Origin of the sequence: Limnohabitans sp. 15K (assembly GCF_002778285.1) — a bacterium.
Lineage (GTDB): Bacteria > Pseudomonadota > Gammaproteobacteria > Burkholderiales > Burkholderiaceae_C > Limnohabitans_A.
The window spans coordinates 381,164-396,002 of record NZ_NESM01000001.1 but is presented as its reverse complement, the minus strand read 5'-3'; the positions used below and the strand labels follow the sequence as shown (position 1 = coordinate 396,002).

Annotated in this window: 15 protein-coding genes and 1 tRNA gene; 15 read left to right on the top strand and 1 reads right to left on the bottom strand. The window is 57.7% G+C overall.

Annotated features, from left to right (window positions below):
• Positions 1-72: 72 nt before the first annotated feature.
• Positions 73-345, bottom strand: a complete 273-nt coding sequence (locus B9Z40_RS01840) for a hypothetical protein (protein ID WP_233204749.1) — start codon at positions 343-345, stop codon at positions 73-75.
• Between the two features lie 123 nt (positions 346-468).
• Between B9Z40_RS01840 and B9Z40_RS01835 the strand changes: the two genes are divergently transcribed.
• The 15 genes from B9Z40_RS01835 to nuoH all read left to right on the top strand — a co-directional run bounded on the left by B9Z40_RS01835 (position 469) and on the right by nuoH (position 14,829).
• Positions 469-1,653, top strand: coding sequence for a pyridoxal phosphate-dependent aminotransferase (locus B9Z40_RS01835; protein WP_100171616.1), 1,185 nt, complete (start codon positions 469-471; stop codon positions 1,651-1,653).
• A 236-nt stretch (positions 1,654-1,889) separates the two neighbouring features.
• On the top strand, positions 1,890-2,156 hold the full coding sequence (gene rpsO / locus B9Z40_RS01830) for a 30S ribosomal protein S15 (RefSeq protein ID WP_019428565.1): 267 nt from the start codon (positions 1,890-1,892) through the stop codon (positions 2,154-2,156).
• Positions 2,157-2,366: 210 nt separating this feature from the next.
• Complete coding sequence (gene pnp, locus B9Z40_RS01825; protein WP_100171615.1) at positions 2,367-4,472, top strand: polyribonucleotide nucleotidyltransferase; 2,106 nt, start codon at positions 2,367-2,369, stop codon at positions 4,470-4,472.
• Positions 4,473-4,524: 52 nt separating this feature from the next.
• Positions 4,525-5,535: an NAD(P)H-quinone oxidoreductase gene (locus B9Z40_RS01820; protein ID WP_100171614.1), complete on the top strand. Its 1,011-nt coding sequence runs from the start codon at positions 4,525-4,527 to the stop codon at positions 5,533-5,535.
• The gene (tpiA, locus tag B9Z40_RS01815) at positions 5,535-6,287 is read left to right on the top strand and encodes a triose-phosphate isomerase (RefSeq protein ID WP_100171613.1); all 753 of its coding nucleotides are present in this window, start codon (positions 5,535-5,537) and stop codon (positions 6,285-6,287) included. The genes B9Z40_RS01820 and tpiA overlap by 1 nt, the downstream gene beginning before the upstream one ends.
• A 37-nt stretch (positions 6,288-6,324) precedes the next feature.
• On the top strand, positions 6,325-6,711 hold the full coding sequence (secG, locus tag B9Z40_RS01810; RefSeq protein ID WP_100171612.1) for a preprotein translocase subunit SecG: 387 nt from the start codon (positions 6,325-6,327) through the stop codon (positions 6,709-6,711).
• A gap of 143 nt (positions 6,712-6,854) precedes the next feature.
• Positions 6,855-6,939, top strand: a tRNA-Leu gene (locus B9Z40_RS01805).
• 66 nt (positions 6,940-7,005) lie between these two features.
• Positions 7,006-7,365 (top strand): NADH-quinone oxidoreductase subunit A, encoded by a 360-nt coding sequence (locus B9Z40_RS01800; RefSeq protein ID WP_100171611.1) that lies wholly within the window; start codon positions 7,006-7,008, stop codon positions 7,363-7,365.
• 44 nt (positions 7,366-7,409) lie between these two features.
• Entirely contained in the window at positions 7,410-7,889 is a 480-nt protein-coding gene (locus B9Z40_RS01795) for an NADH-quinone oxidoreductase subunit B family protein (protein ID WP_100171610.1), read from the top strand.
• 11 nt (positions 7,890-7,900) lie between these two features.
• Positions 7,901-8,509, top strand: coding sequence for an NADH-quinone oxidoreductase subunit C (locus B9Z40_RS01790; RefSeq protein WP_100171609.1), 609 nt, complete (start codon positions 7,901-7,903; stop codon positions 8,507-8,509).
• Position 8,510: 1 nt separating this feature from the next.
• Positions 8,511-9,764 carry an NADH-quinone oxidoreductase subunit D gene (locus B9Z40_RS01785; protein ID WP_100171608.1) on the top strand — a complete coding sequence of 418 codons (1,254 nt, stop codon included), beginning with the start codon at positions 8,511-8,513 and terminating at the stop codon, positions 9,762-9,764.
• Positions 9,761-10,249 (top strand): NADH-quinone oxidoreductase subunit NuoE, encoded by a 489-nt coding sequence (gene nuoE / locus B9Z40_RS01780; protein ID WP_100171607.1) that lies wholly within the window; start codon positions 9,761-9,763, stop codon positions 10,247-10,249. Before B9Z40_RS01785 ends, nuoE begins: the two co-directional genes overlap by 4 nt.
• Entirely contained in the window at positions 10,249-11,649 is a 1,401-nt protein-coding gene (nuoF, locus tag B9Z40_RS01775) for an NADH-quinone oxidoreductase subunit NuoF (protein ID WP_100171606.1), read from the top strand. The genes nuoE and nuoF overlap by 1 nt, the downstream gene beginning before the upstream one ends.
• Positions 11,642-13,750, top strand: a complete 2,109-nt coding sequence (gene nuoG, locus B9Z40_RS01770; protein WP_100171605.1) for an NADH-quinone oxidoreductase subunit NuoG — start codon at positions 11,642-11,644, stop codon at positions 13,748-13,750. Before nuoF ends, nuoG begins: the two co-directional genes overlap by 8 nt.
• The gene (gene nuoH / locus B9Z40_RS01765; protein ID WP_100171604.1) at positions 13,747-14,829 is read left to right on the top strand and encodes an NADH-quinone oxidoreductase subunit NuoH; all 1,083 of its coding nucleotides are present in this window, start codon (positions 13,747-13,749) and stop codon (positions 14,827-14,829) included. The genes nuoG and nuoH overlap by 4 nt, the downstream gene beginning before the upstream one ends.
• Positions 14,830-14,839: the final 10 nt, after the last annotated feature.

Below are 14,839 nucleotides of genomic sequence, written 5' to 3'. Positions count from 1 at the left end.
GGGGGCGGGGCTCCCACATGTTCTGCTGGAGCTAAGCATTGTGTGGGCGCGGCGCCCTCGCCGCGATGACGTTTAACTGGCGTAGCCCTCACAAGCGCCCGCATTGGCTTTGCCTCGACACTCGCGCAACAGACGCTTGTCGCGCTCGCCCTTGCTTTCGCCCGTGTTGGTGCTGATGGGCTGCTTGGGGGTTCTGGCTTGTTTGGGTTTTTTGGCCTTGACCGGTTTATCGCCAGGCGTGACTACAGTGAAGTTGTCCGCCGCCCAGCTGGCGGAGGGTGCCGCCAGCAAGCCCAGTCCCAAAACCAAGCCGGCGAACGATGAAGTTAAATGCCGTGTTTTCATGGCGATCTCCCTGTCTTTTGTTGTGATGTTCATCATAGGCAAGCCGCGAACAACTGCAAGCATTTTTGCAAAGGTGTGCAACAAGCGACCCGTTCATGACGCACCAACCATTACGATGTTGGGATGAACAAAAACACCGCACCTTTCATGCGACAGGCCGTCATGGACCTGGAAGAGTCCCGCATCCGCGAAGTCGCCAACGCAGGCATGGGCCGCCCCGATGTGCTGGCGTTCTGGTTTGGCGAGTCCGATGAAGTCACGCCCGATATCGTGCGCCAAGCGGCCATCGATTCGATGCAAAAGGGAGAGACCTTTTATTCGCACAACCTGGGCCTTCCTGAGCTGCGCCAGGCCGTGTCCGACTACATGTCGACCTTGCACGGACCCATTGGCGTGGACCGCCTGGCCATCACTTCGGGCGGCGTGAATGCCTTGATGCTGGCGGCGCAAGCCCTGATCGATGCGGGCGACGAGGTGGTCGCCGTGACGCCTGTATGGCCCAACCTCACGGCCCAAGCGCTGGTGATGGGCGCGAATTTGAAATGCGTGTCGTTGCGCCCGGTGGGTGGACAGTGGCAGCTTGACATGGCTGCGCTCAAAGCCGCGATCACGCCCGCCACGCGGATGTTGATCGTCAACTCGCCCAACAACCCCACTGGCTGGACACTCAGCCGCGTCGAACAGGCCGAAATATTGACGCACTGCCGCCAAACAGGCACCTGGGTGCTGGCAGACGAGGTGTATGAGCGGCTTTATTACGAAACCGACACGGCCAATGGTTGCGCGCCGTCTTTTCTGGATGTGGCCGAGCCCGATGACCGACTGGTTGTGGTGCACAGCTTTTCCAAGAGCTTTTTGATGACCGGCTGGCGACTGGGGTGGCTGGTCATGCCTGCTGCCATGACGCCCCACATGGGCAAATTGATCGAATTCAACACCTCCTGCGCTTCGGTGTTCACCCAAAAGGCGGGTGTGGTGGCCTTGCAAAACACCGCCGACATCACCCCACGTGTGGTTGCCCACCTCAAAGCCTGCCGAGACACCCTGGTGCCGCTGCTGCAGGCCGTGCCCAGCGTGCAGCTGGCCCCAGCCAAGGGTGGCATGTACGCGTTTTTCAAACTCGAAGGGCATCCTGACTCTGTTGCCACGGCCAAACGGCTGGTGGCCGAAGCCGGACTTGGTCTTGCCCCGGGCGAAGCCTTTGCTCCCGAAGCCGCAGGCTGGCTGCGTTGGTGCTTTGCGTCCAAAGACCTCTCTAGGCTGACCGAAGGTGTGGAGCGACTCAAAGCTTGGCTGGCCAAGAATTAATTGGGATCTGACCCCAATTAAATCAATCGGGGTCAGATCCCGATTTTGGGGCTCGAAACGCCGCATGCTTGGGTTGTTGCAACCGGAGTTCAGGATCAATAGACCCTGTTTCGGGCTATAATCCGGCTGTTTTGCGATTTGCAAAGCGCACGCCATTGGCTCTTCCGGCCCTTGGCGCAAGTCATAAACCCGCTGAAATTCATCTTTGAATGCAGGCGAAACAACAAGGAATTACCATGATTGCATCTTCAATCAAGGCCGAGGTCGTCAAGGCCAACGCACGTGCTGCCAATGACACTGGGTCCCCAGAAGTCCAAGTGGCTTTGCTGACAGCCCGTATCAACGAGCTGACACCTCACTTCAAAACACACGCCAAAGACCATCACGGTCGCCGCGGTCTGCTGCGCATGGTGAGCCGTCGCCGCAAACTGTTGGACTACCTCAAGTCCCGTGATGCTGACCGTTACGTTGCGCTGATCGCCAAGCTTGGCCTGCGTAAATAATCGTCTCTCCAGATGAAAAGCGCCTGAGTTAGTTCACTAGCTCAGGCGCTTTATTCTTTTTTTCAGTCGGAATTTGTCACAAAGAACCCGCGCTGTGTCATTCCACAAGGCTTTCAATTCAAGGTTTTGTGGAATGGCATCGAGTTCAAAGCGTCAACTTCCGGGCCCACAGTGCAGCCTCATGCGCTTTTGTTTTCAGGAGTTCTGAACATGTCTATTTTTAACAAAGTCACCAAAACTTTCCAGTGGGGCCAGCACACGGTCAAGATGGAATCCGGCGAAGTCGCTCGCCAAGCCGGCGGCGCCGTGCTGCTCGACATGGAAGGCACTGTGGTGCTGGCCACCGTCGTAGGTTCCAAGATCGCCAAAGCCGGTCAAGATTTCTTCCCCCTGACTGTCGATTACATCGAGAAGACTTACGCTGCAGGCAAGATCCCCGGCAGCTTCTTCAAGCGTGAAGCCAAGCCCAGCGAGCACGAAACCCTGACCAGCCGTTTGATCGACCGCCCCATCCGTCCTTTGTTCCCCGAAGGTTTCTACAACGACGTGCATGTGGTCATCCACACCGTGTCTTTGAACCCTGAAGTCGACGCCGACATCGCCGCAATGATCGCCGTGTCTGCCGCTTTGTCCATCTCGGGCATCCCGTTCAATGGCCCCATCGGTGCTGCCCGCGTGGGTTACATCAACGGCGAATACGTCCTGAACCCCGGCCAAACCCAGCGCAAAGACAGCGTGATGGACCTGGTCGTGGCCGGTACAGAAGCTGCTGTGCTGATGGTCGAATCCGAAGCCCAACAACTGTCCGAAGAAATCATGTTGGGTGGTGTGGTGTATGGTCACGCGCAATCGGCTGTCGCCATCAATGCGATCCATGAGTTGGTGCGCGAAGCCGGTAAGCCCGTTTGGGACTGGCAAGCGCCTGCCCGCGATTTGGCTTTTGAAGCCAAGTTGGCCTCTTTGGCCGAAGAAAAACTGCGCGCCGCCTACCAAATCCGCAACAAGCAAGCCCGCACACACGCTTGCCGTGAAGCCTACGCTTCCGTCAAAGCGGCTTTGGCTGCAGAAGGCGTGGCCTTTGACGGCGTCAAGCTCGACGGCCTGATGTTCGAAATCGAAGCCCGCATCGTGCGCAGCCAGATTTTGGCGGGTGAGCCCCGCATCGACGGTCGCGACACACGCACTGTGCGCCCCATCGAAATCCGCAACAGCGTGCTGCCCCGCACCCACGGCTCTGCCTTGTTCACACGTGGCGAAACACAGGCTTTGGTGATCACCACTTTGGGCACCGAGCGCGATGCACAGCGCATTGACGCGTTGGCTGGCGAGTTCGAAGACCGCTTCATGTTCCACTACAACATGCCTCCCTTTGCCACTGGCGAAGTGGGCCGCATGGGTTCTACCAAGCGCCGCGAAATCGGCCACGGCCGTCTGGCCAAGCGTGCTTTGGCCGCTGTGCTGCCGACCAAAGAAGAATTCCCCTACACCCTGCGTGTGGTGTCCGAAATTACTGAATCGAACGGCTCCTCGTCCATGGCTTCGGTCTGCGGCGGCTGCTTGTCGATGATGGACGCTGGTGTGCCCATGAAAGCCCACGTGGCCGGTATCGCCATGGGCCTGATCAAGGAAGACAACCGCTTTGCGGTGTTGACCGACATCTTGGGTGACGAAGACCACCTGGGTGACATGGACTTCAAAGTGGCTGGTACCACCAACGGCATCACTGCTTTGCAGATGGACATCAAGATCCAGGGCATCACCAAAGAAATCATGCAAGTCGCTTTGGCCCAAGCCAAAGAAGCGCGTATGCACATTCTGGGCAAGATGCAAGAAGCTATGAGCGAAGCCAACACCGAAGTGTCTGATTTCGCACCCAAGCTCTTCACCATGAAGATCAACCCCGAGAAGATCCGTGACGTGATTGGCAAAGGTGGCGCGACCATCCGTGCGTTGACCGAAGAAACCGGTTGCCAGATCAACATCTCCGAAGACGGCACGATCACGATCGCCGCCACCGACGGCGACAAGGCCGAAATCGCCAAGAAGCGCATCGAGCAGATCACTGCTGAAGTCGAAATCGGCAAGGTCTACGAAGGCCCAGTGACCAAGATCTTGGACTTCGGTGCTTTGATCAACTTGCTGCCAGGCAAAGACGGTCTGCTGCACATCAGCCAGATCGCCCACGAGCGCGTTGAGAAGGTCACCGACTACCTGAGCGAAGGCCAGATCGTCAAGGTCAAGGTCATGGAAACCGACGAAAAAGGCCGCATCAAGCTGTCGATGAAGGCCTTGTTGGACCGTCCTGCTCAGAGCTAAATAGCGCTGGTTTCGGGTGGTCAATGGCCACTCGAAACTGCCTTGATTCACCATGAACGTCATTGAAATTCAAAGCTACGGTGCGCCAGCAGTGCTGGTGCCTGGCATCCGTCCTGACCCAGTGGCCGGGGCAGGGGAGTTGCTCATTCGCGTCTCGGCCAGCGGTATCAACCGCCCCGACGTGTTGCAGCGCACCGGCAACTACCCAGTGCCACCGGGTGCGTCTGACATTCCGGGTCTCGAAGTAGCTGGTGTGGTCGTCTCGGGTGATGCGGTTGCCATGGCGGCTTCGGGCTTGTCTGTGGGAGACCGTGTCTGCGCTTTGGTTTCCGGTGGTGGATATGCTGAGTTTTGCGTGGCCCCGGTGGCGCAGTGTTTGCCCGTGCCCAAAGGCTTGACCGACATTGAAGCCGCTTCGCTGCCAGAGACGTTTTTCACCGTGTGGAGCAATGTGTTTGACCGCGGGCGTTTGCAAGCGGGTGAGACCCTGTTGATTCAGGGTGGCACCAGCGGCATCGGCGTCACGGCCATCCAGATGGCCAAAGCCGCTGGCGCTAAGGTGATCGCCACGGCGGGTTCTGACGAAAAATGCCAGGCATGCCTGGCTTTGGGCGCAGACCATGCCATCAACTACAAAACCACCGATTTCGTCGCTGAGGTCAAGCGCCTGACCGACGGGCTGGGTGTCAACGTGATTTTGGACATGGTCGCGGGCGACTATGTCGCGCGTGAAGTCGAGGCCTTGGCCGAAGACGGTCGCTTGGTCATCATCGCGGTGCAAGGCGGTATCCAAAGCCAGTTCAATGCAGGCATGGTGTTGCGCCGCCGCTTGACCATCACTGGCTCGACCTTGCGTCCACGTCCTGTGGCGTTCAAAGCCGCGATTGCCCAGTCGTTGCGTCAAACCGTTTGGCCCTGGATCGAGTCGGGCCGCATCAAGCCGGTCATTCACAGCGTCTTTGCGGCTGCAGAGGCTGGCGGTGGTTTGCCATCGGGTGCAGCGCAAGCCCATGCCTTGATGGAGACCAACCAGCATGTGGGCAAGATCGTGGTGACTTGGTGATGTCGATGCGCAGCAAATTGATGGTGGCCAACTGGAAGATGCATGGCAGTTTGGCTGCCAATGCGTCTTTGGTGGCTGACATTCTGGCGGGCATGTCCGCCGTCCATTGCCGAGCTGCGCTGTGTGTGCCTTCTGTGTATTTGGCGCAGCTGCAGGCTTTGCTTGCCGCCTCGTCCATCGACCTTGGGGCACAAGATGTGTCTCCCCACGCGTCTGGCGCTTTCACAGGTGAGGTGTCCGCCGACATGCTGCGTGAGTTCGGGGTGCGTTACTGCATCGTGGGCCATTCAGAGCGGCGTCAACACCATGCCGAGTCGGATGAGGTGGTGGCCTCCAAAGCACAAAGGGCACTGGCTGCGGGCATCACCCCCATTGTGTGTGTCGGCGAGAGTTTGGCCGAGCGCGAAGCCGGTCATACGGAAGCTGTGGTCAAGCGCCAGTTGGCTGCGGTGATCCATGCCAATGGACACTGCATCAGCGAAATTGTGGTGGCCTATGAGCCTATTTGGGCGATTGGTACCGGATTGACGGCATCGCCAGAGCAGGCGCAACAGGTGCACGCAGTGCTGCGGGCCCAGTTGCATGCGGCCACGGCCCAAGCCGAACGCGTCTCTATTTTGTATGGCGGCAGCATGAATGCTGCCAATGCTGCCGACTTGTTGGCCCAGCCCGATGTGGATGGTGGCCTGATCGGTGGCGCTGCGCTCAAAGCGCCTGACTTTTTGTCCATGCTGAAGACCGCTTCTTGCTGAGTCTTTGGCTAACTTTTATTGATTCTTGGAGATAGAGATGAGCATGGTGTTGACTTTGATTTTGGTGGTTCAGATGTTGTCGGCTTTGGCCATGATTGGTTTGATCCTGATCCAGCACGGCAAAGGTGCTGACATGGGTGCAGCCTTTGGCAGCGGCGGTTCGGGCAGCTTGTTTGGTGCCACGGGTGGTGCCAATTTCTTGTCGCGCACCACTGCCGTGTTGGCGGCTGTGTTTTTTGTTTGTACCTTGCTGCTGGCTTACTTCAGCAATGTGCGTCCAACTGCGCCATCATCCAGTGTTTTGGAAGGCGCTGCTGTCACGGCACCTGCTGCGCCTGTTGACAGCAGCACAGCGGCGCAAATTCCAGGCAATACACCTACCGCCAAGCCTGACAACAGTGTGCCTCCTGCGCCAGCCAAGTAAGCTCTTGTTCAGCTTTGTTGCTCTGCACAATTTTCGCGTTTTGTGAAAGGAAAAAGCAGGGTTTTCAGAGTAAACTACGTGATTGTTCGGTGAGCCAAATGCACCATGTGGTGCACCTCTTGCAACCCGAGCAAATGTATCCAGCCGTCGTGGTGAAATTGGTAGACACGCTATCTTGAGGGGGTAGTGGCGAAAGCTGTGCGAGTTCGAGTCTCGCCGACGGCACCAGATAAAACGGAAAAGCCCAAGTTTGATCCCTTGGGCTATTCATTCGGTGATACCGGCAGTCCAACAATGAACCTCGCTCAATACCTTCCTATTCTTTTGTTCATTTTGGTCGGCATTGCAGTCGGCATCATTCCTCAGGTTTTAGGCTACATCCTTGGCCCCAACAAACCTGACGCAGAAAAAAACTCCCCTTATGAATGTGGCTTCGAAGCCTTCGAAGACGCCCGCATGAAGTTCGATGTGCGCTACTACTTGGTGGCCATCTTGTTCATTTTGTTCGATTTGGAAATTGCGTTCCTGTTCCCTTGGGCTATAGCGCTCAAGGAAGTGGGGATGGCCGGCTTTGTGGCCGTGGTGATTTTTTTGGCCATTCTGGTTGTGGGCTTTGTCTACGAGTGGAAAAAAGGCGCCCTGGACTGGGAATGATGGTTCGCATTGACAACAGCATTCAGCCTGCTTGAGGACTAAAAATGATTGAAGGCGTGATGAAAGAGGGCTTTATCACCACGAGTTACGACTCGGTGGTGAATTGGGCCAAAACCGGTTCGCTCTGGCCCATGACATTCGGTTTGGCTTGCTGTGCAGTCGAGATGATGCACTCGGCTACCGCGCGTTATGACCTGGCCCGTTTTGGCGCCGAGGTGTTCCGTGCCAGTCCACGCCAAGCCGACTTGATGATCGTGGCAGGCACTTTGTGCAACAAGATGGCTCCAGCCCTGCGCAAGGTGTACGACCAGATGTCCGAGCCACGTTGGGTGATTTCCATGGGGTCATGCGCCAACGGTGGTGGTTACTACCACTACAGCTATTCGGTGGTGCGCGGTTGCGATCGCATTGTGCCGGTGGATGTGTATGTGCCTGGCTGTCCGCCCACGGCAGAAGCGCTGATTTACGGCATCATTCAACTGCAGCAAAAGATTCGCCGCACGAACACCATTGCGCGTGCTTGAAGGGATTGACGATGACCGATTTCGCCATTCGTCCCGAAGACTTGCAAGACACCCTCGCTGCCGCTTTGGGTGACCGTGTCCAAAGCATTGGCATTGCCCTGGGTGAGGTGACCGTTCATGTGAACGCCGCCCACTATCTGAGCGTGATGCAGACCCTGCGCGATGCCGTGGGTTGTCAATTCGAACAACTGATTGACCTGGCTGGTGTGGACTATTCCACCTACCGAGACATCGGCACAGATGGCCCGCGCTTTGGCGTCACGGTGCATTTGTTGTCGGTCAGTCTGAACCAGCGCGTGCGCGTCAAAGTGCTCTGCCCCGAAGATGACCTCCCCATGGTGGCGTCGGTCAACGAACTGTGGAATTCTGCCAACTGGTACGAGCGCGAAGCCTTTGACCTGTACGGCATCGTGTTCGAAGGTCACAACGATTTGCGCCGCATTTTGACCGATTACGGTTTCATCGGGCACCCATTCCGCAAAGACTTTCCGCTGTCGGGTCACGTTGAGATGCGCTACGACGCTGAGCGCAAACGCGTGATTTACGAACCCGTCAGCATTGAGCCGCGTGAAATCACACCGCGCATCATCCGCGAAGACAACTACGGAGGCCTGAACTGACATGGCCGAAATCAAGAATTACACGCTGAACTTCGGACCCCAGCACCCTGCCGCGCACGGTGTGTTGCGTCTGGTGCTCGAGCTCGACGGCGAAGTGGTGCAACGCGCTGACCCGCACATCGGTTTGCTGCACCGTGCCACCGAAAAACTGGCTGAAAGCAAAACCTACATCCAGTCGCTGCCCTACATGGACCGCTTGGATTACGTGTCGATGATGTGCAACGAGCATGCTTACTGCTTGGCCATCGAAAAGATGCTGGGCCTCGAAGTGCCGATGCGCGCGCAGTACATCCGTGTGATGTTCTCCGAAATCACCCGCGTTTTGAACCACCTCATGTGGTTGGGTTCGCACGGCAACGATTGCGGCAGCTCCACCATCCTGATCTACACCTTCCGCGAGCGTGAAGACCTGTTTGACATGTACGAAGCCGTCTCGGGCGCACGCATGCACGCAGCATATTTCCGTCCAGGTGGTGTTTACCGTGACCTGCCGGACAGCATGCCGCAGTACAAGGTCAGCAAGATCAAAAACGCCAAGGCCATTGAGCAACTCAACAGCAACCGCAACGGCTCTTTGCTTGATTTCATCGATGATTTCACGCAGCGTTTCCCCAAGTGCGTGGACGAGTACGAAACCCTGCTGACCGACAACCGCATCTGGAAACAGCGCACGGTGGGTGTGGGTGTCGTGCCACCCGAGCGCGCTCTCAACCTGGGTATGACCGGCCCCATGTTGCGCGGCTCCGGCATCGCTTGGGATTTGCGCAAAAAGCAGCCTTACGACGCTTACGACCAAGTCGAATTCGATGTGCCCGTGGGCAAAACCGGTGACAGCTACGACCGCTACCTGGTCCGCATGGCCGAGATGCGCGAATCCAACCGCATCATCGCTCAGTGCGTCAAGTGGTTGCGTGCCAACCCCGGCCCGGTCATCACCGACAACCACAAGATTGCGCCGCCTTCTCGCGAAGGCATGAAGTCCAACATGGAAGACTTGATCCACCATTTCAAGCTTTTCACAGAAGGTTTTCATGTGCCCGAAGGCGAGGCTTATGCCGCCGTCGAACACCCCAAGGGCGAGTTTGGCATTTACATGGTGAGTGATGGTGCCAACAAGCCCTACCGCCTCAAAATTCGCGCCCCGGGCTTTGCCCATTTGGCCACCCTCGATGAAATGGCCCGTGGCCACATGCTGGCCGACGCGGTCGCGATCATCGGGACCATGGACATCGTTTTTGGAGAGATTGACCGATGATCTCTGAGTCAACCCAAGCGCGCTTTGCGCGTGAAGTCGCCAAGTTCCCTGCAGACCAAAAACAGTCCGCAGTCATGGCTTGTTTGTCGATCGTTCAGCAAGAGCAGGGCTGGGTCAGCCCTGAAAGTGAGCAAGTTGTGGCCGATGTGTTGGGCATGCCCGTGATGGCCGTGCACGAAGTCACCACCTTCTACAACATGTACAACCAAAAGCCGGTGGGCAAGTTCAAGCTGAACGTTTGCACCAACCTGCCTTGCCAGTTGCGTGGCGGCCAAAAGGCTTTGGAACATCTGGAACACAAATTGGGCGTGCATGTCGGTGAAACCACAGCCGACGGCTTGTTCACATTGCAGCCCAGCGAGTGCCAGGGCGCTTGCGCGGATGCGCCGGTGTTGTTGGTCAATGACCGCCACATGTGCAGCTTCATGAGCCATGAAAAATTGGACCAACTCGTCGACAGCCTGAAGAAAGCCGAGGCCGCCTGATGAAAGTCGAACAAATTCTCAGCCAATTCCAAGCCACGGGCGTGGAAAGCTGCTTCCATGACCGCCACATCAACCCGCAAATCTATGCCGGTCTGAATGGCACGAACTGGGGCATCAAAGACTACGAAGCGCGTGGCGGTTATGCGGCCTTGCGCAAAATTTTGGGCAAAGACGGTTCTGAGCCCAATGCCGAGACCGGCGTTGCAGGCATGACCCAAGATCAGGTGATTGCCACCGTCAAAGAATCTGGCTTGCGCGGTCGCGGCGGTGCGGGTTTCCCGACGGGTCTGAAGTGGAGCTTCATGCCCCGCCAGTTCCCTGGGCAAAAGTATTTGGTCTGCAACTCGGATGAAGGCGAACCGGGCACCTGCAAAGACCGCGACATCATGGAGTACAACCCCCACACGGTGATCGAAGGCATGATCATCGCGGCTTATGCCATGGGCATCAGCGTGGGTTACAACTACATCCATGGCGAAATCTTCCACACCTACGAACGCTTTGAAGCGGCTCTGGAAGAAGCCCGCGCAGCAGGCTATTTGGGCAACAACATCATGGGCAGCACATTCAGCTTCCAGCTGCACGCTTCCCATGGTTTTGGCGCTTACATCTGCGGCGAAGAAACCGCTTTGCTCGAATCACTCGAAGGCAAAAAAGGCCAGCCTCGATTCAAGCCGCCGTTCCCCGCCAGCTTTGGCCTCTACGGCAAGCCCACCACCATCAACAACACCGAAACATTCGCAGCGGTGCCCTGGATCATCCGTAACGGTGGTCAGGCCTATCTGGAATGCGGCAAGCCCAACAACGGTGGCACCAAGATCTTCTCGGTCAGCGGTGACGTCGAGCGCCCCGGCAACTACGAAGTGCCCATGGGCACGCCCTTTGCCAAGCTGCTCGAATTGGCCGGTGGCGTGCGCGGTGGTCGCCAACTCAAGGCGGTGATCCCTGGCGGTTCTTCTTCGCCGGTGGTACCTGCAGAGTTGATGATGAAGCTCACCATGGACTACGACAGCATCGCCAAAGAAGGCGGTTCGATGTTGGGTTCGGGCGCGGTGATCGTCATGGACGAGACACGTTGCATGGTCAAGGCCTTGGCGCGTTTGTCCTACTTTTACTCGCATGAGTCTTGCGGCCAATGCACGCCTTGCCGTGAAGGCACGGGTTGGCTCTGGCGCATGGTGGACCGCATAGAACACGGCCAGGGCCGTGCCAGCGACATCGACATGCTCGACAGCGTGGCCGGCAACATCATGGGCCGCACGATTTGCGCCTTGGGCGACGCAGCGGCCATGCCGGTGCGCGGCATGCTCAAGCATTTCCGTCACGAATTTGTACACCTCATCGAGCACAAGACCTCCATGGTCGGTGCCGACGCAACAACGGTGAAGACCCATGGTTGAAATAGAACTCGACGGTCAGAAAGTGGAAGTTGCCGAAGGCAGCATGGTCATGCATGCGGCTGAAAAAGCGGGCACCTACATTCCCCATTTCTGCTATCACAAGAAACTCTCCATCGCGGCGAACTGCCGCATGTGTTTGGTCGAGGTCGAAAAAGCCCCCAAGCCCATGCCCGCATGCGCCACGCCGGTCACGCAAGGCATGATCGTGCGCACCAAGAGCGACCGGGCCATTGCGGCTCAAAAGTCGGTCATGGAGTTTTTGCTGATCAACCACCCGCTCGATTGCCCGATTTGCGATCAAGGCGGTGAGTGCCAGTTGCAAGATTTGGCCGTGGGTTATGGCGGCAGCAGCTCGCGCTACGAAGAAGAAAAGCGCGTGGTGTTTCACAAGGAAGTTGGCCCGCTGATCTCGATGGAAGAGATGAGCCGCTGCATCCACTGCACACGTTGTGTGCGCTTTGGCCAAGAAGTGGCCGGTGCCATGGAGCTGGGCATGTCCCACCGTGGTGAACACGCCGAGATCGAAACCTTCTTGGGCCAGACGATCGACTCTGAGTTGTCGGGCAACATGATCGACATCTGCCCCGTGGGCGCTTTGACCAGCAAGCCCTTCCGCTACCACGCCCGCACTTGGGAACTGTCGCGCCGCAAGTCGGTCGCAGCCCACGATTCATCTGGTGCCAACCTGATCGTGCAGGTCAAAAACAACCAGGTCATGCGTGTCGTGCCGCTGGAAAACGAAGACGTCAACGAGTGCTGGATCGCTGACCGTGAGCGTTTCTCGTACGAAGCCCTGAATGGCACTGACCGCCTCACGCACCCCATGCTCAAGCAGGGTGGCGAGTGGAAAACGGTTGACTGGCAAACCGCCCTCGAATACGTGGCCAATGGCTTGCGCAACATCCAACGCGATCACGGTGCCAACAGCATCGGCGCATTGGTCAGCCCGCAAAGCACACTGGAAGAGTTGTACCTGGCGGGCACTTTGATGCGCGGTTTGGGTTCAGACAATATTGACCACCGCCTGCGCAACGCCGAATTCTTCCCAGCTGAAGGCGTGCGCACCTTGGGCACATCCATTGCATCGCTGTCTACCTTGCAGCGTGTTTTGGTTGTGGGTTCTAACCTGCGCAAAGACCACCCCTTGTTTGCTTTGCGTGTGCGTCATGCCGTGCGCCACGGTGGTGCAGTCAACCTGATCACCGACAAAGCCAGTTTCAGCCACTCTGACGCTTGGGCCATGCCCGTGGCGCAAGCGGTGGTGTCCGACGCTTCAGGCTGGGCGCAAGCCTTGGCCGATGTGGCTGCAGCGATTGCAGCAGAGAAGGGAGCAATAGCTCCTGCCGCTGGCAACCTTACAGCACAAGCCCAGGCTATCGCCAAGTCCTTGATCGGCGGCGAGCGCAAAGCCGTGTTGCTGGGCAATGCCGCAGCGCACGCAGCGAATGCATCGAGCTTGCTGGCCTTGGCCAATTGGATTGGTGCACAAACCGGCGCGAGCGTCGGTTACCTGACCGAAGCCGCCAACACCGTGGGCGCGCAATGGGTGGGTGCCCAGCCGCAAACCGGTGGCAAGAACGCGGGTCAGATGCTGTCAGGCGGTTTGAAGGCGGCGATTTTGCTCAACAACGAGCCCGAGTTTGACAGCGCTGCAGGCAGCAACGCGTCTCAAACCCTGGGTCAAGCCGAAATGGTGGTCACACTCAGCCCGTTCAAAGCCAACATGGCTTTCAGCGATGTGCTGCTGCCGATCGCGCCTTTTACCGAAACCTCGGGCAGCTTCGTCAATGCCGAAGGCCGGTTGCAGAGTTTTCATGCTGTGGTCAAGCCTCTGGCTGAAACCCGTCCAGCTTGGAAAGTGCTGCGCGTGTTGGCCAATTTGCTGGACATTCCCGGTGTGGCTTTTGAAACCTCGCAAGAGGTCTTGGCCCGCGCCACAGCCCAGCCTTTGCAGGCATCGAATGCGACACAAGTGGCGATCAACTTGGCCGCTCAAGTTCCCGCACCGGCCGTTGCTTCGATTTACCAACTGGACGGTATCGTGCGCCGTGCGCCGTCTTTGCAGTTGACTGCAGACGCTCGCCAGGAGGTGGCCGCATGATTGACGCTCTGTACAACGGTGGCCTGAACTTGGTGGCCGCCACATGGTGGGCCACTTTGGTCTGGCCCGTTTTGTGGATCTTGCTGAAGATCGTCGCTATCCTCGCGCCGCTGATGGGCGCTGTGGCTTACTTGACGCTGTGGGAGCGCAAGCTCCTGGGTTTCATGCAAGTGCGCCATGGCCCCAACCGCGTGGGTCCGTTTGGTTTGTTGCAGCCGATTGCCGATGCGCTCAAGTTGCTGACCAAAGAACTGATCAACCCCAGCGCCGCCAGTTTGGGCTTGTTCCGCTTGGGTCCGATCATGGCCATCATGCCGGCCTTGGCCGCTTGGGTGGTCATTCCCTTTGGTCCCGAAGTGGCACTCACCAACATCAACGCTGGCCTGATGCTGGTGATGGCCATCACCTCGATTGAGGTGTACGGCGTGATCATCGCGGGCTGGGCCTCCAACTCCAAGTATGCCTTTTTGGGTGCGCTGCGTGCGTCGGCTCAGATGGTGAGCTACGAAATCGCCATGGGCTTTTGCTTCTTGGTTGTTTTGATGGTGTCGGGCAGCATGAACTTGACCGAGATCGTTTTGGCGCAAGGCAAGGGCACGGCAGCCCACATGGGCTTGGGTTTCCTGTCTTGGAACTGGCTGCCTTTGCTGCCCATCTTTGTGGTCTACCTGATTTCGGGTGTGGCCGAGACCAACCGTCACCCCTTTGACGTGGTCGAAGGTGAAGCCGAAATCGTGGCCGGTCACATGGTCGAGTACTCGGGCATGGGCTTTGCCATCTTCTTCTTGGCCGAATACGCCAGCATGTGGCTCGTGTCCATCCTGGCCGTGATCATGTTCCTGGGCGGCTGGTTGTCCCCGATCGACAGCGCTTTGTTCAACATGGTGCCCGGCTGGATTTGGTTAGGCCTGAAAACGTTCTTGGTCGTGTCCATGTTCATCTGGATCCGCGCCACTTTCCCGCGCTTCCGTTATGACCAGATCATGCGTTTGGGTTGGAAAATTTTCATCCCGGTCACTTTGGCGTGGCTGTTGGTGGTGGGCGTTTGGCTCCACTCGCCATGGAACATCTGGAAATAAGAAGCACACG

Coding starts and splice junctions, on each gene's coding strand:
- nuoE (WP_100171607.1), top strand. CDS start 9,761: ATGATCTCTGAGTCAACCCAAGCGCGCTTTGCGCGTGAAGTCGCCAAG.
- nuoG (WP_100171605.1), top strand. CDS start 11,642: ATGGTTGAAATAGAACTCGACGGTCAGAAAGTGGAAGTTGCCGAAGGC.
- rpsO (WP_019428565.1), top strand. CDS start 1,890: ATGATTGCATCTTCAATCAAGGCCGAGGTCGTCAAGGCCAACGCACGT.
- B9Z40_RS01795 (WP_100171610.1), top strand. CDS start 7,410: ATGATTGAAGGCGTGATGAAAGAGGGCTTTATCACCACGAGTTACGAC.
- B9Z40_RS01835 (WP_100171616.1), top strand. CDS start 469: ATGAACAAAAACACCGCACCTTTCATGCGACAGGCCGTCATGGACCTG.
- nuoF (WP_100171606.1), top strand. CDS start 10,249: ATGAAAGTCGAACAAATTCTCAGCCAATTCCAAGCCACGGGCGTGGAA.
- nuoH (WP_100171604.1), top strand. CDS start 13,747: ATGATTGACGCTCTGTACAACGGTGGCCTGAACTTGGTGGCCGCCACA.
- secG (WP_100171612.1), top strand. CDS start 6,325: ATGAGCATGGTGTTGACTTTGATTTTGGTGGTTCAGATGTTGTCGGCT.
- B9Z40_RS01820 (WP_100171614.1), top strand. CDS start 4,525: ATGAACGTCATTGAAATTCAAAGCTACGGTGCGCCAGCAGTGCTGGTG.
- B9Z40_RS01800 (WP_100171611.1), top strand. CDS start 7,006: ATGAACCTCGCTCAATACCTTCCTATTCTTTTGTTCATTTTGGTCGGC.
- B9Z40_RS01785 (WP_100171608.1), top strand. CDS start 8,511: ATGGCCGAAATCAAGAATTACACGCTGAACTTCGGACCCCAGCACCCT.
- B9Z40_RS01840 (WP_233204749.1), bottom strand. CDS start 345: ATGAAAACACGGCATTTAACTTCATCGTTCGCCGGCTTGGTTTTGGGA.
- B9Z40_RS01790 (WP_100171609.1), top strand. CDS start 7,901: ATGACCGATTTCGCCATTCGTCCCGAAGACTTGCAAGACACCCTCGCT.
- tpiA (WP_100171613.1), top strand. CDS start 5,535: ATGTCGATGCGCAGCAAATTGATGGTGGCCAACTGGAAGATGCATGGC.
- pnp (WP_100171615.1), top strand. CDS start 2,367: ATGTCTATTTTTAACAAAGTCACCAAAACTTTCCAGTGGGGCCAGCAC.